At 68.0% G+C, this 18,486-nt stretch carries 15 protein-coding genes and 2 tRNA genes; 6 read left to right on the top strand and 11 right to left on the bottom strand.

Annotation, left to right across the window (positions count from 1 at the left end):
- Nucleotides 1-87: 87 nt before the first annotated feature.
- Nucleotides 88-669, bottom strand: coding sequence for a DinB family protein (locus OG558_RS42100; protein ID WP_405068024.1), 582 nt, complete (start codon nucleotides 667-669; stop codon nucleotides 88-90).
- Between the two features lie 88 nt (nucleotides 670-757).
- Nucleotides 758-2,044, bottom strand: a complete 1,287-nt coding sequence (locus tag OG558_RS42095) for a Fic family protein (protein ID WP_405068023.1) — start codon at nucleotides 2,042-2,044, stop codon at nucleotides 758-760.
- A 396-nt stretch (nucleotides 2,045-2,440) separates the two neighbouring features.
- Here OG558_RS42095 and OG558_RS42090 point away from each other — a divergent pair, with 396 nt between their 5' ends.
- Complete coding sequence (locus tag OG558_RS42090) at nucleotides 2,441-3,214, top strand: class I SAM-dependent methyltransferase (RefSeq protein ID WP_405068022.1); 774 nt, start codon at nucleotides 2,441-2,443, stop codon at nucleotides 3,212-3,214.
- Here the strand turns inward: OG558_RS42090 and OG558_RS42085 are convergent.
- The 7 genes from OG558_RS42085 to OG558_RS42055 all read right to left on the bottom strand — a co-directional run bounded on the left by OG558_RS42085 (nucleotide 3,129) and on the right by OG558_RS42055 (nucleotide 11,316).
- Entirely contained in the window at nucleotides 3,129-4,274 is a 1,146-nt protein-coding gene (locus OG558_RS42085; protein ID WP_405068021.1) for a Wadjet anti-phage system protein JetD domain-containing protein, read from the bottom strand. The two genes, OG558_RS42090 and OG558_RS42085, sit on opposite strands and share 86 nt — an antisense overlap.
- A complete protein-coding gene (locus tag OG558_RS42080) occupies nucleotides 4,271-7,669 on the bottom strand; it encodes an ATP-binding protein (protein ID WP_405068020.1) in 3,399 nt (1,132 codons plus the stop codon). The genes OG558_RS42085 and OG558_RS42080 overlap by 4 nt, the downstream gene beginning before the upstream one ends.
- The gene (locus OG558_RS42075) at nucleotides 7,662-8,252 is read right to left on the bottom strand and encodes a DUF4194 domain-containing protein (RefSeq protein WP_405068019.1); all 591 of its coding nucleotides are present in this window, start codon (nucleotides 8,250-8,252) and stop codon (nucleotides 7,662-7,664) included. Before OG558_RS42075 ends, OG558_RS42080 begins: the two co-directional genes overlap by 8 nt.
- Nucleotides 8,249-9,679, bottom strand: coding sequence for a DUF3375 domain-containing protein (locus OG558_RS42070; RefSeq protein WP_405068018.1), 1,431 nt, complete (start codon nucleotides 9,677-9,679; stop codon nucleotides 8,249-8,251). Before OG558_RS42070 ends, OG558_RS42075 begins: the two co-directional genes overlap by 4 nt.
- Before the next feature lie 101 nt (nucleotides 9,680-9,780).
- Complete coding sequence (locus tag OG558_RS42065) at nucleotides 9,781-9,975, bottom strand: hypothetical protein (protein ID WP_405068017.1); 195 nt, start codon at nucleotides 9,973-9,975, stop codon at nucleotides 9,781-9,783.
- 10 nt (nucleotides 9,976-9,985) lie between these two features.
- The gene (locus OG558_RS42060) at nucleotides 9,986-10,837 is read right to left on the bottom strand and encodes a 3-methyladenine DNA glycosylase (RefSeq protein WP_405068016.1); all 852 of its coding nucleotides are present in this window, start codon (nucleotides 10,835-10,837) and stop codon (nucleotides 9,986-9,988) included.
- Nucleotides 10,834-11,316 (bottom strand): GNAT family N-acetyltransferase, encoded by a 483-nt coding sequence (locus OG558_RS42055; RefSeq protein ID WP_405068015.1) that lies wholly within the window; start codon nucleotides 11,314-11,316, stop codon nucleotides 10,834-10,836. The genes OG558_RS42060 and OG558_RS42055 overlap by 4 nt, the downstream gene beginning before the upstream one ends.
- 41 nt (nucleotides 11,317-11,357) lie before the next feature.
- Between OG558_RS42055 and OG558_RS42050 the strand changes: the two genes are divergently transcribed.
- The 5 genes from OG558_RS42050 (at nucleotide 11,358) to OG558_RS42030 (ending at nucleotide 14,926) form a co-directional block, all read left to right on the top strand.
- Nucleotides 11,358-12,146 (top strand): fumarylacetoacetate hydrolase family protein, encoded by a 789-nt coding sequence (locus OG558_RS42050; protein WP_405068014.1) that lies wholly within the window; start codon nucleotides 11,358-11,360, stop codon nucleotides 12,144-12,146.
- Complete coding sequence (gene gltX, locus OG558_RS42045) at nucleotides 12,139-13,656, top strand: glutamate--tRNA ligase (protein WP_405068012.1); 1,518 nt, start codon at nucleotides 12,139-12,141, stop codon at nucleotides 13,654-13,656. The genes OG558_RS42050 and gltX overlap by 8 nt, the downstream gene beginning before the upstream one ends.
- A gap of 8 nt (nucleotides 13,657-13,664) precedes the next feature.
- Complete coding sequence (locus tag OG558_RS42040) at nucleotides 13,665-14,582, top strand: CPBP family intramembrane glutamic endopeptidase (protein WP_405068011.1); 918 nt, start codon at nucleotides 13,665-13,667, stop codon at nucleotides 14,580-14,582.
- Nucleotides 14,583-14,700: 118 nt separating this feature from the next.
- Nucleotides 14,701-14,772 (top strand) — tRNA-Gln (locus OG558_RS42035).
- Nucleotides 14,773-14,850: 78 nt separating this feature from the next.
- Nucleotides 14,851-14,926 (top strand) — tRNA-Glu (locus OG558_RS42030).
- A gap of 51 nt (nucleotides 14,927-14,977) precedes the next feature.
- On the opposite strand, the gene OG558_RS42025 is transcribed toward OG558_RS42030, so the two are convergent.
- Nucleotides 14,978-17,521: an ABC transporter permease gene (locus OG558_RS42025; RefSeq protein ID WP_405068010.1), complete on the bottom strand. Its 2,544-nt coding sequence runs from the start codon at nucleotides 17,519-17,521 to the stop codon at nucleotides 14,978-14,980.
- A 3-nt stretch (nucleotides 17,522-17,524) separates the two neighbouring features.
- On the bottom strand, nucleotides 17,525-18,481 hold the full coding sequence (locus OG558_RS42020) for an ABC transporter ATP-binding protein (RefSeq protein ID WP_405068008.1): 957 nt from the start codon (nucleotides 18,479-18,481) through the stop codon (nucleotides 17,525-17,527).
- Nucleotides 18,482-18,486 lie beyond the last annotated feature (5 nt).

Below are 18,486 nucleotides of genomic sequence, written 5' to 3'. Positions count from 1 at the left end.
CTCCGAACCACCAGCAGTAGTGATGCTAGGTGGATCGCACTAGATCTTGTGGTAGCGCCACGCCGCGTGTCGCACATGTTGTGGTCCTCACGCTGCGACGGCATAGAGATCCTGCAAAGTCATGATCTCCGAGCCGTGGTGGATCAGCTCGCGGTTGAGCCGGAGCACGACGTGACCGAACGGCTCGCCGGCGTCCAGCTCGGTCGCCTGGCTCAGGCCGACCGCCATCACCTGCTCCTCGTCCAGCGCGGCGATCGACTCCTGCCAGGCGTCCACCCAGTGCGTCAGCCAGGCGACCGCATCGCGGGCGTTGCCGTGCAGCGTGATGTCGGCGCGCCCCTGCCGGCTCTCGCCGAACGTCCACTCCCAGCGCTCGAAGAACGTCTCGGTCAGGTGGGCGATCAGCCAGGCGATCGTGCGCGGGCCGCGATGGTCCGGCTCGTCCGGCCACTGCGCCACCCACTCCCCGGATCCGAGTGATCGGTAGTGCGAGGCGTAGTGACGTCGTACGACGGTCAGGGCCTCACTGCTCGGACGCCAGAAGTACTGCTCGTCGGTCAGTTGGGCGAGCCGTCCGGACAGCACCATCCAGCTGAAGCCGAGCTGGCCTCGCACCATCGCCATCGCCGATGGTCGGTGCAGGATCTCCCAGTCGAACGGCTCCGGCATCACGATTCCTCACGCTCCCCGTCGGGCATCTCGATTTGAGACGCGATCGAACATGTGTTCGAATTGTGTCCCGACGGGGAGGAGAAAGTCAATGCTGACGGTGTGTTGGTTCTGGCCTCGACGGCACGGGTCTGCTAGGCGGTTCGATCCTGGTATCGGCCGCCGGGCTGGCGAAGCGCCGTTCGAGCAACGTGAACGCGTCGATCAGTTCGGGCGCCTCGTAGACGCGGTTCCGGCGGCCGTCGGTGACCTCGCGCAGGACACGTGTCTCGACCAGGCGCGCGAGTCCTTGGTTGGCGGCCTGCTGAGACCGGTCGATGAGCCGCGCGGCCGCGGTGAGCGTGAGGACCGGGGCCGCGGGCAAGGCGTCGATCAACAGGTCGGTCGCGGAGCCCGCGCGGACCGGCGCGGCCCGTTCGCGCCAGGCGGTCTTCAGGTCGGTCGCCGTCTGTTCGAAGCGGGCTGCCTCCGCGGTCGCATGGCTGCATGCCATCGCGAACATCTGCAGCCAGGGGTTCGCCGCAGACCGAGCCTTGATCGTGGTCGCCCGTCCGACATACCGGAAGGCTGTCAGCGCATCGATGTACTGCGTCGCATGTGTGGCGAGCGACAGCGACACCGGCGGCACGGTCCGGGTGATGAGGCCGTCGGCCCGCAGGATCAGGTGGATCAGCGCACGCCCGGTCCGTCCGTTGCCGTCGGCAAAGGGATGGATCGTCTCGAACTGTGCGTGCGCGATCGCGGTCTTGGCGAGCACCGGCAGCCGGGACTCCCGGACGAAGGCCATCAGATCCGCGAGCAGGTCGGGGAGCAGCTGCGCCGGCGGCGGGACGTAGTACGCCTCGGCGGGGGAGCGGCCGCCGATCCAGTTCTGCAGATAGCGGACCTCCCCGCCGAACTCCGGCGTCGGAGACTGGGCCATCAGCCGACGGTGCGCCTCGAGCAGGTGGTCGACCTCGAGCTTGTCGCCGGCCTGGACGGACTCGGTCACCCAGGTCATCGCGTCGACAGCGCCCAGCACTTCCTCGGCGGTGACGTCGCCGGGTCCGCTGGTGGGCCGATCACGGAGGACGTCGGCCTTGAGCAGGCGGCGCGCGCCGACAACGAGCCCCTCGATCTGCGACGACCCGACGGCCTCGGCCCGCAACAGGAGCCGTGCCAGCGCCTCGCTGTTCGTCAGGACGGCAGCGGTCGCGTCCAGCCGGGCGAGATCGCCGGCCGCATCCTCCAGTGCGGCGAGAACGTCGTTGCTCAGGTCGAACTCACGCCCGACCAGCGGATCCGGGAAATACAACTCGTACGACCCACCCAACCGCTCTGCCCGGGTGAACCCGTCCGGGTGCCCAGGCCACCGATGCAACTCGACCCGTGCCATACCTCTTATTCAACCTTATCCACAAACCTTGAACAAGAGTCCACAGCCTGTGGATCGTGGAGAGCCCGACCGATCCGTGGTGACAGAACGTGGCATCGTTCCCCAGGCCACGAGCGGCTTCCGCTGTCATGGCGTCACCGGCAGCCGTGACGGCGGGTGAGGGGGCGTCGATGAGCATGAGTGGCGAGGTGTGGACCCAGCTGTGGGCAGACTGGTCCGTGGCCGAACGGAGACGGACGGAGGCACCGGTGACGTTGGACGCGGAGACTCGGCAGATGGTGGCCGCGAATGAGGCCGACTGGGACGCGCGAGCGCCGCTCCACGCGGCGAGCCGGTTCTACAGTCAGCCCCCGGAGTATTGGTTCGCGGACTACGAGTGGGCAGACCTCGGCCCACTTGAAGGACGCGACGTACTCCACCTGCAATGCCACCTCGGCACCGAGACGATCGCCTTCGCCCGGCGCGGCGCGGGTCACCGGGCTGGACCTCTCCCTGAAGTCCCTCGAGGAAGCTCGCCAGATCGCTGCCGACGCTGAGCAAGACGTCGACTACGTGCACGCCAACGTGTACGACGCGGTCGATGCGCTGCAGGGCCGGCAGTTCGATGTCGTCTACACCGGCAAGGGCGCGCTCTGCTATCTCCCGGACCTGCAGCAGTGGGCCAAGGTGGTTCACGAGCTGCTGAAACCCGGTGGCGCTCTCTACCTCGTCGAGTTCCACCCGCTGCTCACGGCACTCCGCGAGGTCTCCCTTCCCGGCGAGTCCGACGACCTCACCCTCCGCGCCGACTACCTCGAAGGCCGCGGCGCGATCGCCCACGACTCCACCGTCAGCTACACCGGCGACGAGGTCCCCGGCCGCCAACGCAGCTACGAATGGCACCACGGCCTCGGCGAAATCGTCACCAGCCTCGTCGGCGAAGGCCTCCACGTCACCACTTTGCGCGAGTCCGAAGTCCTCCCCTGGCCACGCTGGCCCGCCATGCAGCAAACGCCGGAAGGCTGGTGGCGACTACCGGACGATGCGCCCCGGATCCCTTACTGTTCGCGCTCAAGGCAACCAGGCCGGCGTGACTCGCCCACGATCAGCGGTAGCCGAGACGCTTCTCGACCCAGGTCCAGTCGATGCGCTCCTGTTCGAGCCGGATGCGTTCCCCGAACCGATCGGTGACCAGGTCTGAGTAGAGCGCCGCCTCAGCGACAGTGAGGCGGCTGAGGTGCGCTGCCGTCGGTGTGGCCTCACGTCCCCAGCGCTCGCGATGGGCGAGCAGGGTGTCCCTGTCCATCATGAATGAACGGGTCTGTGGCAGCCATGCCCTGAGTTGGTTGAGGATCGCGAACCCGTGGGTGTCGAGGTCGCCCCAGTAGTGCACTTGGGCGTCGCGGAGCCACGGCAGCGAACCGGGACGGTTGACTTCGAAGCCTTTCCCCCACACCACGATTCCCTCGACCGGGACGGGGACACTCAGAAAGGTGATCTCGTTCTCGACGATCACGGCGTCTCGTACCTCGAGGTCGAGCTGTGCGAGCTCCTCCAGCCGCAACGCTGCCTCGGAGAACGGCGATACGAGCCCGAGCCCGGAGCCCGGGCGCAAACGCACCATTTCAGGCTTTGTGCGCAGCCCGAGAGCGGTGAGGAATCCCGCCGACGAGGCTGATACGCCGAGCAGCTGGGCGAGGACTGAGCGGTGCCGCTCGACGAACTTGGTGTCGACACCGGGCGCACTGATCTCTCTGAGGTACTTGGACGAGCCCCGTGCGTCCGCGAGCCAGCGATATGCCGTCAGCAGGCCCGGCCAGCTCCGCCCCAGTGCGAGTGCTCGGAGCGGTTGACTGGCAACCCAGGTGTGGACGGCCGGATATCCAGCGGTCAGTGCCAGGATCTCGGCGAACTCATCTGCCTTTCCCGCGACGCCGAGCAGAGCCCACGCCTGCTTGTACGTCGTCACCTTCGCGCGCGTGGGTAGCTCATTGCGCCCGATCAGGCGGCCGCCGATCGAGGCATACTCGAGGGAGTACTGGGCGTCACCGCGACGACCGGCGTCCAGTGCCGCGATCCAATCCCGGACCGCATCGAGGTCGTCGCCGATCTGTGCGGCTCGGGGCCCTCGCAGCGGGATGTCGATGATCGGGAACGGGTGCCCGGCAGCCAGGGCTCGTAGCAACGTGCCGTCGTCCCAGCGGCGCAGGACCCGGGCCCGGATGTCGGGAACCGTCGTCCAGTCGGTCATGTCCGATGCCCGGCCCGGCGTTCCTGGAACTCCTCGATCGTCAGGGTCTGGAGCCGCGAGTAGCTTCCGGCCGGGTTGTCGACGAATCCGATTGCTTTGACATAAGGCTCGATCACGTGCACCTTCTGCAAGGGAGTCACGATGAGCAGTTGCAGGCCGAGCTTGGCGAAGAGTTCCAGTGCATAGCGCGTCGACGCGTCCGACCCCCGGCCGAACGCCTCGTCGATGACTGCGAACCGGAAGTCCCGCGACTTCTCCGCGCCCCACTCCAGGCCGAACTGGTAGGCGAGTGAGGCGGCAAGGATCGTGTAAGCCAGCTTCTCCTTCTGACCGCCGGACTTGCCGTCGGAGTCGCGATAATGCTCCCACTCGCGGTCGGTCTCGCGATCACGCTCGGAGGCCGAGAACGTGAACCAGTTGCGGACGTCGGTCACCCGGCGAGTCCACGCCTTGTCGGCGTCGGCGTGGCCGTCCCGGCCGCGGAACCGATCGATGATCCGTTGGACCTCGAGGAAGCGGTGTTCGGAGTACTGATCGTCGTCGGGGGTCAAGGTGTCATCGGTTGCCGTGCGCAGGTCGCTGCGGAAGTTCTGGATCTCCTGGTTGACGGTCCGCTCGGCGACGAGCGTGATGTACCGTCCGGCGCTGTAGTCGATCGCACCGAGGGCCTCGTTGATCCGGTCGACGCGGGTGTGGATCTCATCGGACTGGCGCCGCAGCCAGTTGTTGAACTGCGCGAGCTCACGGATCGTGTTGGTGTTGAGCTGTCGCTTGAATTCATCCTCGAACCGGGGGAGGTCGTCGTTCGCCACCCGGTCGTGGAACGCGCCGAACTCTGCTCGTGCGTCGACACTCGCGTCCATCTCCGTCGTTGCCTCGGGCCAGCGGCGCCGTACGTCGTTCATGTACTGCAGGATGCTCTGGGTGTAGCCGCCGAGCTCTCGGCCGATCCGATCGATGGTGGCCTGCAAGTCCGAGCTCAGCGACTCGGCCGCCCGGCCACAGGCCTCGGCGGTCTTCGGCATCTTGCCCTCGAGCAGGGCTTCGAGATCGCGGTACGACGCTCTGCCGGTCGCGACCTGGTCGGCCGGCTGATCTGCGACGAACCGCTGATCTGCCCGCCGGGACTCTGTGGCCCGGTCGATTCTCTCCGCGAGCACCCGGACATCACCGGTGAGCTCGGTCAGTTTGGCCTCCAGCCCGCTGGCCAGTTCGGCGTTGGCCCCGAGGCGCCGCTCGATCTCGGCCAGTGCCGACGAGCCGGCGACGAGGCGTTGCCGCTCCGCCTCCGCGGCCTCGGCACGGGCGAGGGCATCCTTCCAGTCCAGCTCGCTCCAGGACGTGTAGACCGCCAGGTTCGCCAGCGCGGTCAACTGTGCCGACAGCTCCCGGCCCTCCTTCTGGAGCGCTTCGAAGCGCTGGTCGGCCGACAGCAACTGCTGCTGCTGCTGGACGAGCTGCTCCGTCAGGGCGGCGACCTTCCGCTCGTTCACCCAGCCGAGCACCCATCCGCGGGGGTCGTCGACCCTGGACCGATCGTCCTTCTCGTGCCGGTCACCCGAGCGAACCTGACCTTGCCGGGTGACGGCCCGATTCTCCTCCCGGAACTGCTCGACGGAGTCGACGCAGCGGTAGTCGGCCCTGCGGACGAGCTCGTCACGCAGGTAGTCGTGGAACGGGCCGTCGGCGATGTCCAATGTGTCTGCGAGGACCAACGCATCCGAAGACCCGGTCGCGCGCAGCCGCACTCGGCGCGCGGCCACGCGCTCGTAGACCAGCCGGCCGCCGACCACTGTGCCGTCGTTTCGCCGGTAGGTCAGGCGATGGTCGTTGACCCAGCGAGCGACCCGGCCGTAGTGCTGTTGCGGCACGAGCAGGGAGACGGCGAAACCTCGGAGCACCCGTTCGGCGGCTCCTCGCCACTCCGAGAACTCCGCGGCGACATCGAGCAGCTCGCCGGCGAAGGGCAGTTCGGTCTCCTCGAGCCCCAGCTCCTGGCACAGCTGAGCGCGAACGTCGAGGTGACTGCTGGGCAGGTTGCTCGTCCGGCCGGCCAGGCTGGTCAGTTCGGCCCGGGTCTCCTCGCCCTGGCGTCGGAGCTCGCCGCGCTGCCCGATGCACCCGGCGCGCTCCTCCTCGAGGCCGTCCTGCCGCGTCTCGAGCCTGCCCCGGTTCTCCGTGGTGTGGATGGCCAAGGCAGCGAAGCCTTCGGCATCGGTCACCGCGTCGAGACCGGCAGCCTGGACCCGGGAGTCGAAACCGGCCCGGCGGTCTCGCCGCTCGGTGGCTTGGGCACGGGCTGCTTCGGCCTCGGCCTCGAGTTGGCTGACGCGATCACCGCCCGCCGTCGAGCGATCGGCGATCAGTCGCTCGCGCGCCTGGCCGGCGGCCCGATAGGCCTGCTGCGTCTCGGTCGCCTGCTGCGCGTGGGTCGCGCGCCTCGCCTCGTTCGCGTCAATCTCCTCGGACAGCAGGCGGATCCGTAGCTCGGCGAAGAACAGGCGCACGGCGTCGCGTCGCCGTTCGGCGATCGTCCGCCGGGCCATCGCGTCGTCGTACTTGTCGCTGGTGGCGACCAACGGCCGCAGTGCTTCGAGTTGATCCCGGGCGCGCTTGACCGCGTCGTGCGCCTTGGTCAGGTCCTCGAAATGAGCGACGATGCCCTTGACCCGCTCGGCGGCGTCGACCGGTTCCAGCATGTGGTTGCGGACGAACTCGTTGAGATTGCCGACCGACTTCATCGAGACGGTCTGGTGGAACAGCTCCATCGACTGCTCAGACCTGATGCCCAGCAACCGCCGGACGTGGCGGGAGTACTCGGGAAAGACGGTGTGGATCTCGGCACCGGCCGACCGCAGCCGCCGGCGCAGGTCGTTGAGGTCGGATCCGAAGGCGGTGAACTCACCCTCGATCGAGAGTTCCTTGGCCGAGGTGACGAAGAAGCGGTCCGGCTGGCCGGCTTTGTCCTTCTGGTGGAAGACTTGCGCCACGGTGACGGTCTCGCCGTGCCCCTCGTTGACGAACACGCCGAGGAGGACGGAGTACGACGTGTGGTCGCGCAGGCCGATCGGTCGCGACGTGCCCGAGGACTCGATGCGCTCGGACTTGTAGTGCCCCTCGACGTAACTGCGCAGCGTCCGTTCCTTGGCCTCGGCGCCGGCCGCCTTGTTGTAGGAGATCTTGTGTGCGGGCAGCAGAAGTGTCGTCACCGCGTCGACCAGGGTGGACTTCCCGCTGCCGATGTCGCCGGTCAGCAGGGTCGTCTCGCCGCCCGGGGTCAGGCGCCAGACCCGCTGATCGAAGGTGCCCCAGTTGAAGACCTCCAGGTGGTCCAGCCGGTAGCCGGCACGGCCGGCGACCTGGAGCTCGACCGACGAGAACAGACCGTCACTCATCGCCGCCGCCTTCCGCGGCGGGCGCGTACTCCCGCAGCTTCCCGGCGAAGTCGGACAGCGTCTGGGCGTCGACATAGGCCTTGAGAATGCGCCGGACCTCCCACTGGTCGGTCTGGCCCCGGAGCTGTCGCAGGAAACCCAGCTCCGCGGCCTTTCTGATCGTAGTCTCCGCCTGGTCGATGACCCGCGCCTCGTTGGTCGAGTCGGCGAGGAAGAGCCGCAAGAGGTCGACAATCTGGTCTCGACTCAGGACCAGCTTGCCTTCGCCGCCCTTGGTCTCGAACTCCACGAGACGCTTGCGCAACAGGACGAGCAGCAGGCTGAGGTTGTACGTGAGGCTCCGTCGGTTCACCAGGCGGGGCAATGCGGCGTCGCCGTCGCCTTCTTCCTGGCTGCGCAGATAGGCGTAGCCCTCGGTGTCGTCGACCACCACGTCGACGCCGATGGTGGTGAAGTGGTCCCGCACCGCCGGGCCGTGTCGTTGCAGCGCGGACCAGGTGTCCTCATCGGTCTCGCGGTAGGCGACGCCGCGCATCAGGCGGATGATGGCCGTCGCGACGGCCTGCTCGTCCGGTGTCCTCATCGTCGTGTCACCGTCACCTGTGGCAGCCTCGCTCGCCGTACGACGTCGCCGTCGGTGTACTCGACCAGGATCTCGGCGTCCTCGTCCATGGTCACGTCGATGTCCTCGTCGGTCAGGGCGAGGTATCCGACGATCTCGGCCGCACCGTGCTCCACCGGATAGAGGTCGATGATGTCGCTGAGCAGCGCCGAGCTCCGCTCCGGTACGACGGATCGGATGTTGCCGGCCAGACGTGCCTGATCGACGAAGCTCTGGTCCAGAAGTGCGGCGACGTCCACGATCTCGTCGTCGACGGGAGCCAGCAGGCTGTCGACGCGCGCCGCCGGACTGGCGTCGTACAGCGGGCGCTCGAACGGCAGCGCGATGGGGACGCCGGGCTCGTCGATCTCCAGTCCGAACTGCGGCGGCGAATCGCGGCACGTCAGCGCAGCGGTCTCCACCAAGCGGACCAGATCGATCACTCGACGGTTCTCCAGCCACACCTGGTCGTCCAGGAACCGCCGGAGCTGCTCGGAGATCTGCCGCACGGTGCCCTGGGTGCGCTCGGCGGCCTCGGACCAGTCGTGATGGATGGTTCGCAGGCGCCGGTCCGCCTCGACCTCATCGAGGGACTGAACCTGAGTCAGCAACGCGGACAGCTCGTCCTGGCGTGCCTCGGACAGCAGGAAGTCGTAGAACGCCTGGAAGCTGCGGCCCTGGTCCGATCCGTTGATGTCGGCGCGACTTCCGACCAGCTCGGCCAGGAGGTCTCCCTTGCTGCCCTGCCATGCGGCGATCTGCTCGCGGGCAGCGCGGTCGAGGCCGCGGAAGTTCTCCTCGACCTCCCGGAAGTCCGACAGCAGCTCCCGGGCCGTGCTCGCGAACTGCTGATAGCGGTCGCGGAGTGCGACCCGGTCGAGGATGGTGACGGTACCGGCCTCGACGTCGGCGATCTCCCGGTCGATCGCAGCGCGTCGTCGCCGCAGTTCGGCGAGCCGGACCTCAGGGTCGGTCTCCGTGCCATGCACAATCTGGCGCAACAGCTCGACGACGGTGTGCAGGCGGGACTCGGTGCCGACGAACGCCCTGATCTGGAGGCCGGTCACCCACGAATGGGCCTTCTCGAACGCGGGGGTCGCGTCGTAGTGGACCTCATCGGAGCCGAGCGGATAGAAGCGTCGCAGCCAGCCTGCCTCGGTGGCGGCCCAATCCTCCAGATAATCGGTAGCCGTGCGCGGATAACGAGGTTGCTCAGGATCGGCAGAATTCAGTGCGTACAGCTCGTCGTCGAGAGCTGATGCAAGAACGTTCGCGGACGTCGCTCCATGGTTCTCGTCCACGAAGAATCGGCCGAGGAACGACAACACAAGCGCGGCGTTGCCGGCACGCAGCAGCCGCCAGGCAGGATGCCTGTCTCTCAGTCTCGCGATCTCCCCGTACTCCACCACTGGCCATCCTCCAAGTGATCTACTGCTGCGCAAGCTTAGGGCTGCCCGTCGACACTCCAGCCCGGCTCTGCCCCGGCCTGTCGGCACACCGAGCCGAGAGGTCAGCGTTTCTGGGGGCCGCGGAAGGCGACGTAGAGGAGGGAGACGCCGGCTGCTGCGACGAGGGGGCCGACGATGGCCCAGAAAGAGCTGCCGGTCATCGAGCTGCCTTTGAGGTAGCCGAGGCCTTGGAGGGTCCAGACGGCGCCGATGGCGAGCAGCAGAGCGCCCAGTGTGATGGCGACGATCTTTCCCATGAGGCCGAGGTTAGCCGAGGAGGCTGTCGCAAAGGGCGATGAGCTGCCGACGGAGCGGGCGGGCGCGCTGGGCGAAGGTGCGTTGGGCGGCGGCGTACTCGGCTTTGCCCGCAGGGGTTTCGACGGCGACGGGCTCGTAGCCAAGGGGCGAGAGGTCGTACGGCGAGGCGCGCATGTCGAGGGTGCGGATGTCGCGAGCCAACTCGAAGCAGTCCAGGACCAGCGCACTGGGGGTAAAGGGCATGAGTTTCGAGGCCCACTTGTAGAGGTCCATGTTGGCGTGCAGGCACCCGCCTTGTTCCAGCGTGGGCTGGGATTCGCGGGTCGGTTGCAGGACGTTCAGCGGACGGGCGGGCGATGTGAAGAAACGGAACGCGTCGAAGTGCGAGCAGGCGATCTTGTGAGACTCGACGACCTGGTCGGTGCCGGCGGTGCCCAGTCGCAGCGGCCACTTCTCATGGCGTACGGCGGAAGTCCGATAGACCATCGCCCATTCGTGCATCCCGAAGCACCCGAACTGTGGCTGGCGATCCAGCGTCGCGGCGAGCAACCGGCGGATCCACCGGATGCTGTCCGCGCGACGCGAGACCTCCGCCGGATCCAGGGTCGCGGCACCGTCGACGTACGTGTAGCCGCGGCGTCCGTCGTACTCAGAAGCCTCGAGCAGACGAATGCCTGGCCCGGGGTGCCAGATGCGGAGCTGGTTCGGGCGGGTGGGGTAGTAGGTGAAGAGGAAGTCCTCGACCGGGTGCGGTTCGCGGCGACGCCGGCGCTCGAGGTGATCGGCCAGCAACGCGTCGACGCGTTGCCGGTGACCCGTCGCGTACGACGTCCACTCGCCCGGAGTCAGCGTGGCAGTCACAGGTCCAGGGCGAACGCGTACAGGTCGACACCGGCGATCGGGGACCAGTCGCGCGACGGGAGCCGAACGAAGCCGAGACGTTCGTAGATGCGGTGAGCGGTGGTCATGTAGTCCGCACTGCTCATAACCAGGCGGGCCAGGCCCAGCTCCCGGGTGCGCTCGATGCACCGCTCGGTCAGAGCGGTCCCGATGCCGAGCCCGCGGGCCCGGCCCGCGACGCCGAGCATCCGGAACTCGCCCTCGTCGTCCAGCCCGATCTCCCGGTAGACAGAGCCACGCGGACAGTAGGTCACAGTGCCGAGCAGACCGGTGGCGTCCGCCGCGACCCACAGCTCGGCCTTGGCGGCCCGGTCAGCCGCCGCACGCAGCGTCCTCGCGTAGTCGCCCCGGACGAAACCGTCGTGCGTGTACGCCTCCACGGTCAGTTCGCCGGCCGCGTCGTACTCGGCCGGAAGGGCCAGGCGGATATCAACAGTCACCGGATAACTGTCTCATTCCCCTGCGACGGTAGGCTCGGGCCGTGCGTATCGCCAGATTCTCCGTCGACGACGAACCGAAGTACGGCGTCGTCGAGACCGACGACCCCGAAGGCCTCGTCGGCACCGTCGCCGTGCTCGACTCGGACCCGCTCTACCGGCCGGTCCAGTTCACCGGGGAGAAGCTGCAACTGACCGATGTCCGGCTGCTCGCCCCGGTGATCCCGCGCAGCAAGGTGGTCTGCGTCGGCCGCAACTACGCCGCGCACGCCGAGGAGCTCGGCAACGAGGTGCCCAAGGAGCCGATGATCTTCCTGAAGCCGAACACCTCGGTGATCGGCCCGCGGGACGGCATCGTCTATCCGGAGCAGACCAACAACCTGCACTTCGAGGGCGAGCTGGCGATCGTGATCGGCCGGATCTGCCGCGACCTGCCCAAGGAGCGGGTCAACGAGGTGATCTTCGGCTACACGGTGGCCAACGACGTCACCGCGCGGGATCTGCAGAAGACCGACGGGCAGTGGGCCCGGGCCAAGGGGTTCGACACGTTCTGCCCGCTCGGCCCGTGGATCACCACCGAGCTCGACGTGTCCGACGTACGCGTCACGACAGAGCTGAACGGCGAGCCGAAGCAGGACGGGCGGACCTCGCAGTTCATCTTCGACATCCCGGAGGTGCTGGCCTACATCACCTCCTTCACCACGCTGCTGCCCGGCGACGTGGTCCTCACCGGCACCCCGGCGGGGGTCGGCCCGATGCTGCCCGGCGACGAGGTCGCGGTCAGCATCGAAGGAATCGGAACTCTGACGAACAAGGTGATCGTGCGTGACTGAGCGGCCAGACGACGACGTCCTCGGCGGCCTCGAACCGAACCAGGTCCGGGTGCGGTTCCCACCGTCCCCGACCGGCCTGCTGACGGTCGGCAACATCCGTAGCGCGCTGTTCAACTGGGCCTTCGCCCGGCACTACGGCGGCAAGCTGGTGCTCCGGATCGAGGACACCGACACCGCGCGCAACACCGAAGAGGGCTACCAGTACACCTACGACTCGCTGCGCTGGCTCGGCCTGACCTGGGACGAGGGCCCCGAGGTCGGCGGCGACTTCGGCCCGTACCTGCAGTCCGAGCGGATGGACGTGTACGCCGACGTCGTCGCGAAACTCCTCGCGGCCGACAAGGCGTACCACTGCTACTGCTCGCAGGAGGAGCTCGACCAACGTCGCGAGGCCGCCCGCACCGCCGGCGAGCACAGCGGGTACGACGGCCACTGCCGCACGCTGACCGAAGAGCAGGTCAAGGCGTACGTCGACGAGGGCCGCCGGCCTGTGGTCCGGCTGCGGATGCCCGACCGGCCGATCGTGTTCGACGACCTGGTCCGCGGCGAGATCACCTTCCTGCCGGAGAACCTGGGCGACTACGTCCTGGTCCGGGCGAACGGTTACCCGCTCTATCCGCTGGTGAACCCGGTCGACGACGCGCTGATGGGGATCACCCACGTGCTCCGCGGCGAGGACCTGCTGCCGTCGACGCCCCGGCAGATCGCGCTGTACGAGGCGCTCGCCGACATCGGCATCGGCAGCGGCCGGACCCCCCGGTTCGGGCACCTGCCGTTCGTGATGGGCGAAGGCAACAAGCGGCTGTCGAAGCGCGACAAGGGCTCCGGCCTCGGCGAGTACATGGAGCGTGGCTTCCTGCCCGAGGGCCTGCTGAACTACCTGGCCCTGCTGGGCTGGTCGATCGCCGACGACCGTGACGTCTTCACCATGGACGAGATGATCAAGGCGTTCGACATCCGCAAGGTGAACTCGAACGCGGCCCGGTTCGATCCGAAGAAGTGCGAGGCGATCAACGCCGCCCACATGCGGATGCTGCCGGCGGACGAGTTCGGGTCCCGGATGATCCCGTTCCTGGCCGCGGCCGGCCTGCTCCCGGCCGAGCCATCGGACGAGCAGCTCGCCGTGCTGCGGGCCGCCGTACCGCTGGTGCAGGAGCGGATGAACACGCTGTCCGAGTCGGTCGACATGCTCGGGTTCCTGTTCGTCGACGAGGACGCGTTCACGGTCGACTCCGATGCCGCGGCCAAGGTGCTGACCGGCGACGCGGGCGCCGTACTGGAGGCGTCGGCGAAGGCGCTGGCCGATGTCGAGTGGACGACCGAGGCGATCGAGGCGGCCCTGCGGGCATCGCTCATCGACGGGCTCGGGCTGAAGCCGAAGAACGCGTTCGGGCCGGTCCGGGTGGCGATCTCCGGGCGCCGGATCTCGCCGCCATTGTTCGAGTCGCTGGAACTGCTCGGCCGGGAGAAGTCGCTGCACCGGCTCGAGCGGGCCCGCCGTACGGCGTGATGGCGGCCATGGAACGGGCCGACGCGGGGCCGCCGTACCAGCGGCTGCTGCGGAACTCGGACGCCCCGCGCGGATTCGTGGTGATCGGGGCCTTCACGATCCTGGTCGCCTGGATGATCGCCAGCCTGATCATCCTGGGCTTCCAGCAGGGCATCCGGAAGGATCCCGACGGCACGGTCTCGTGGTTCGGGCTGCTGGCGACGAACCTGTCGCTGATCGTCCTGATCCCGCTGAGCATGCTGGTCGCGCGGAAGCTGAACCGGCAGTCCCCGGGGCTGTTGTCCTCGGTGGTCGGGCGGCTGCGCTGGCGGGCGCTGGCGTGGTTCGCGGTGGTCGCCGTGGCGCTCGAGCTGGTGATGCTCGCGGTCATCCAGTTCGGTGGCATCGAGCTCGCGGGTGGTGAACGCCATGGCGGTGGCGCGGCGCCGGATGCGGTCGCGGTGATCGCAGTCACACTGCTGACCTCGACGTTCCAGGCGGCGGGGGAGGAGTACTTCTTCCGCGGTTACCTGCTGCAGGCGGTCGGGGCGCTGGTGCGGAGTTCGATGGTGGCGATCCTCGTCACGACCCTGGTGTTCACGATGGCGCACGGGGTCTGGCCGTGGCAGAGTCCGGCGCTGTTCCTGGACCGGTTCGCGTTCGGGCTGGTCGCGGCGCTGCTCGTCGTACGCACGGGTGGACTCGAGGCGTCGATCGCGGCCCACGCGGCGAACAACGTAGTGACGTTCGTGTTCGCGGCGCTGACGAACAGCGTGGGTGCGAGCCTGGGCGTGCAGGACGCGCCGTGGGGGCTGGTGGTGCTTGATGTGGCGAAGTTCGTGGCGTTCGGCGCGGTCGCGTTGTGGGTGGCCCGGCGGATGAAGCTGGCGACCGTGTGCGAGCTGCCGCTGACCGTGGCGCCGACCGACCGCAAGAGGCTGGTGTGACGGGAGTGACAACCCGCCGGAGGGGGGCTCGTTTTGGTGTCCGGGCTCTTGCTCGGGTACTCTCTTCGAGCCAGGTTGTGAGGGCGGCGACGGTCTCACAACGGCAGTGAAATGCCTTTGGGGTATGGGGTAATTGGCAGCCCGTCTGATTCTGGTTCAGTTAGTCTAGGTTCGAGTCCTAGTACCCCAGCGGATTGGACCGCACCGATGGAAATCGGTAGAGTTCAACCTCGTTGCCCGGCCCGGAAGGGCCGGACGACAACCCTCTGGCCCCGTTGTGTAGCGGCCTAGCACGCCGCCCTCTCAAGGCGGTAGCGCGGGTTCGAATCCCGTCGGGGCTACCAGAGAAACGAAGGCCCCGGACCTCATGGTCCGGGGCCTTCGTCTGTGTGCGCTCAGTCCGCCACCACCGCCTTCAGGACATCGACCTTGGCGGCCGACCTGGCCGGTCCGAGGGCCGCCAGGACCCCTGCCACCGCGGCCAGCACCACATAGAGCGCCACCTGCAGACCGGGGATCGAGATCGCCTTGATGCCCTCGTCCGCGAGTGCCTGCGACAGTGCGAGCCCCAAGCCGATGCCGAGGGCGGCGCCGGCCAGCGCACCGATCAGGGAGATCACCACGGACTCCCAGCGCACCATCGCCCGGACCTGGGCCCGCGTCATGCCGACCGCCCGGAGCAGGCCCAGCTCACGGGTCCGCTCGAAGACCGACAACACCAGGGTGTTGACGATGCCCAGCAGGGCGATCAGGACCGCCAGCATCAACATCACGGTGACGAACGAGAGCAGCGAGTCGATGAAACCGCTGGCCTCCTTCTCGAATCCCTTGCGATCGAGAACCTTCGCGTCGGGGTGGGCGGCCAGCGCCGCGCTGATGGCCTGCTGGACCGTCGACCGGTCGGCGCCGGGTGCGAGCGTGACCAGTCCGGACGTGATCAGCTGCGGACCGGCAGCGGCGGTCTGAGCAGCGATGCTGATGACGAAGTCGTCGCTGATCCAGCCCTTGCTGTCGTAGATACCGACGACCTTCATCGTGTGCTTGCCGGTCGCGGCGAACTCGGTCCCGATGGTGTCGCCGACCTTCCACCCGTGCGTGGTCGCGGCGGACTGCGCCACGACGATCCCGCTGGTGCCGAGGTTCGACACCGAGCCGGCCGACAACCGCAGGTTCAGCCCGGCGGTCGCGGTCGCGGGATCGACCGAGGAGTAGCTCGAATCCGCGCCGTCGAACCGGGCCTGCCCCCAGCCGCTGGCGGAGACCTTGTCGACCCCGGCCACGCCCTGGACCACCTTGATCGCCTCGGGGCTGTAGCCCGGGCCCTGCTTGCTCGACGGAGTGATGAACAGGGCGGCGTTGGTCGAGTCTCCGATGATGTCGGTGAACGATGCCTTCAGCGACGAGGCGAACACGCCCATGCTGACGACCAGGGTCAGGCCGACCATCAGGGCGGCGGCCGTGGACGACGTACGGCGTGGGTTGCGCATCGCGTTCTGCCGGGCCAGCTCGCCGGGCAGGCCACGCAGCCGCAGCGGGACGCCGATCAGCGCCGCGAGCGGACGGGCGGCAGCCGGCAGCAGCATGAGGACACCGACGATGATCGCCAGCAGACTTGGGCCGAACAGCTTCATGCTCAGATCGCTGTACAAGGTCAGGAAGAGTCCGGTCAGGCCGACCACAGTCACGACGGCGCCGCTGATGATGCGCTTCTTCGTCGGGTTGCCGGAGCCTGGCACCGCTTCACGCAGCGCCTCGACCGGCAGCACCTTCGTCGCCCGGTAGGCCGGGACGAGGGCCGCCGCGACTGTGACCACGGTGCCGACCAGCAGGGACACCACGATGGTGCGCGGTTCCACCTGCATCGACGTACTGGGCAGGGTGAAGCCGACCAGGTCCATCAGCAGGTTGAGGCCCTTGGCGACAAGCAGGCCGAGACCGATACCGACGGCCGACGCGAGGATGCCGAGCAGCAGCGCCTCGAGCACCAGGCTCCGGTTCACCTGGCGCCGGGTGGCGCCGATGGCCCGCAGCAGGGCGATCTCGCGGGACCGCTGGGTGATCGTCATGGTGAACGTGTTCCAGATGATGAACGAGCCCACGAACAGGGCGATGCCGGCGAAGATCATGAACAGCACGGTGACGACCTTCAGGTCCTTGTTCACCGCGTCCGTGGACTCCTTCACCACGGTCGCACCGGTCACTGCCTCGGCGCCGTCGGGCAGCACCTTGGTGATCCGTTGAACCAGGTCGGCGGGTGCCACCCCGGGTTCGGCGCTGACGTTGATCGAGTCGAAGAGGCCGGGCGCTCCCAGCACCTTCTGAGCGGTGGCGGAGTCGAAGTAGGCCCCCGTCGTACCGCCGAGGTTCTTCTCGCCGCCGAATCCGACGGTGCCGACGACGGTGAAGTTCTCGGCCGGACCGTTGAACAGCACCTTGATCGTGGAGCCGAGCGCGATGTGGTGCTCCTCGGCGCTGGTGGCGTCGATCGCGACCTGATGCGCACCCGAAGGTGCTGCGCCGGTCAGGATCTTGACGTCACCGCGCAGGGCGGGATCGGCCGGCATGCTGTAGCCCATGGTGGGAGCTCCACCGCTGGTCAGCACGGCCCGGCCACCGTTGTCGGTCAGCAGCGCGTAGCCGCTGACCGAGCCCTCGGCGGTACGGACCCCGTCGGCCTTGTTGACCTGGGTGAGGACAGCGGCGGGGATGGGACCCCGGCTGGTGCCGATGCCTTCGGACTGGCTGTAGGCGGCCTCGGCGCGAACGACCGCGTCGGTGCCGCCGGAGACCTTGCCGAACAGCTGGTTGAACGCCAGGTGCATGGTGTCGGTCAGGACGAGGGTGCCGGCCAGGAAGGCGACCCCGAGCGCGATCGAGGCCACGGTCAGGACGAGGCGCACCTTGTGCGCGAGCATGCCGCGCAGTGTTGCGGTGAACATGGTTCAGGCTCCTAGATGCTTCATGAAGTCGAGTACGGCGTCGGCCGTCGGCTCGAACATCTCGTCGACGACGTGACCGTCGGCCAGGAACAGGACCCGGTCGGCATAGCTGGCGGCGGTCGGATCGTGGGTGACCACGACGACGGTCTGGCCGAGTTCCTTGACTGCCTTGCGCAGGAAGCCGAGCAACTCGGTTCCGGCCGCGGAGTCGAGTGCACCGGTGGGCTCGTCCGCGAAGACGATCTGCGGACGCGAGGCGAGCGCGCGGGCCGCTGCCACCCGTTGCTGCTGCCCACCGGACAGCTCGGTCGGGCGATGGGTCAACCGGTTCTCGAGGCCCAGCTTGTCGACGATCGACGCGACCCAGATCTCGTCCGGTTTGCGGCCGGCGATGCGGATCGGAAGAACGATGTTCTCCGCCGCGGTCATCGTCGGCAGCAGGTTGAACGACTGGAAGATGAAGCCGATCTGGTCCCGGCGCAGTAGCGTGAGCGCCTTGTCGTTGAGCGAGGTGATCCGGGTGTCCCCGAGGAACACCTCGCCCGACGAGGGCCGGTCGAGGCCGGCGAGCATGTGCAGCAAGGTCGACTTGCCAGAGCCCGACGGTCCCATGATCGCGGTGAAATGGCCGGCCTCGAGGCTGACGTTGACGTCTTTCAGCGCGGCGATGGTCGCGTCGCCGGTGCCGTAGAACTTGCTGACGCCCTCGGCCCGGGCTGCGGCCGTCGCGACAGTGGTGGTGCCGGTGGTGCGGATGGTGGCAGACATGTGTGTGTTTCTCCCCTGTGCCTGGATTCGTGGTGCCTGGTTCGACCCCCCGGTCGAGCGGCGTGCTTCCAGCAAAGGCGTTCCGGCCTGCCGATCCCATCGGGCTGGGCGCACGGCACCCGGGCGCTGCCCGCGGGCAATCGGCGGACGATCGTGCGGCTGACCCCACCCCGGGGGTTCGGGCACTCCCATCCCGG

The organism is Kribbella sp. NBC_01510 (assembly GCF_045040325.1).
Lineage (GTDB): Bacteria > Actinomycetota > Actinomycetes > Propionibacteriales > Kribbellaceae > Kribbella.
This window is presented reverse-complemented; position numbering and strand designations above follow the sequence as displayed.

Bases quoted from the DNA above. Each gene is read 5' to 3' on its own strand.
- OG558_RS42100 (WP_405068024.1), bottom strand. From the start codon at position 669: ATGCCGGAGCCGTTCGACTGGGAGATCCTGCACCGACCATCGGCGATG.
- OG558_RS42095 (WP_405068023.1), bottom strand. From the start codon at position 2,044: ATGGCACGGGTCGAGTTGCATCGGTGGCCTGGGCACCCGGACGGGTTC.
- OG558_RS42085 (WP_405068021.1), bottom strand. From the start codon at position 4,274: ATGACCGACTGGACGACGGTTCCCGACATCCGGGCCCGGGTCCTGCGC.
- OG558_RS42080 (WP_405068020.1), bottom strand. From the start codon at position 7,669: ATGAGTGACGGTCTGTTCTCGTCGGTCGAGCTCCAGGTCGCCGGCCGT.
- OG558_RS42075 (WP_405068019.1), bottom strand. From the start codon at position 8,252: ATGAGGACACCGGACGAGCAGGCCGTCGCGACGGCCATCATCCGCCTG.
- OG558_RS42065 (WP_405068017.1), bottom strand. From the start codon at position 9,975: ATGGGAAAGATCGTCGCCATCACACTGGGCGCTCTGCTGCTCGCCATC.
- OG558_RS42040 (WP_405068011.1), top strand. From the start codon at position 13,665: ATGGAACGGGCCGACGCGGGGCCGCCGTACCAGCGGCTGCTGCGGAAC.
- OG558_RS42025 (WP_405068010.1), bottom strand. From the start codon at position 17,521: ATGTTCACCGCAACACTGCGCGGCATGCTCGCGCACAAGGTGCGCCTC.
- OG558_RS42020 (WP_405068008.1), bottom strand. From the start codon at position 18,481: ATGGGAGTGCCCGAACCCCCGGGGTGGGGTCAGCCGCACGATCGTCCG.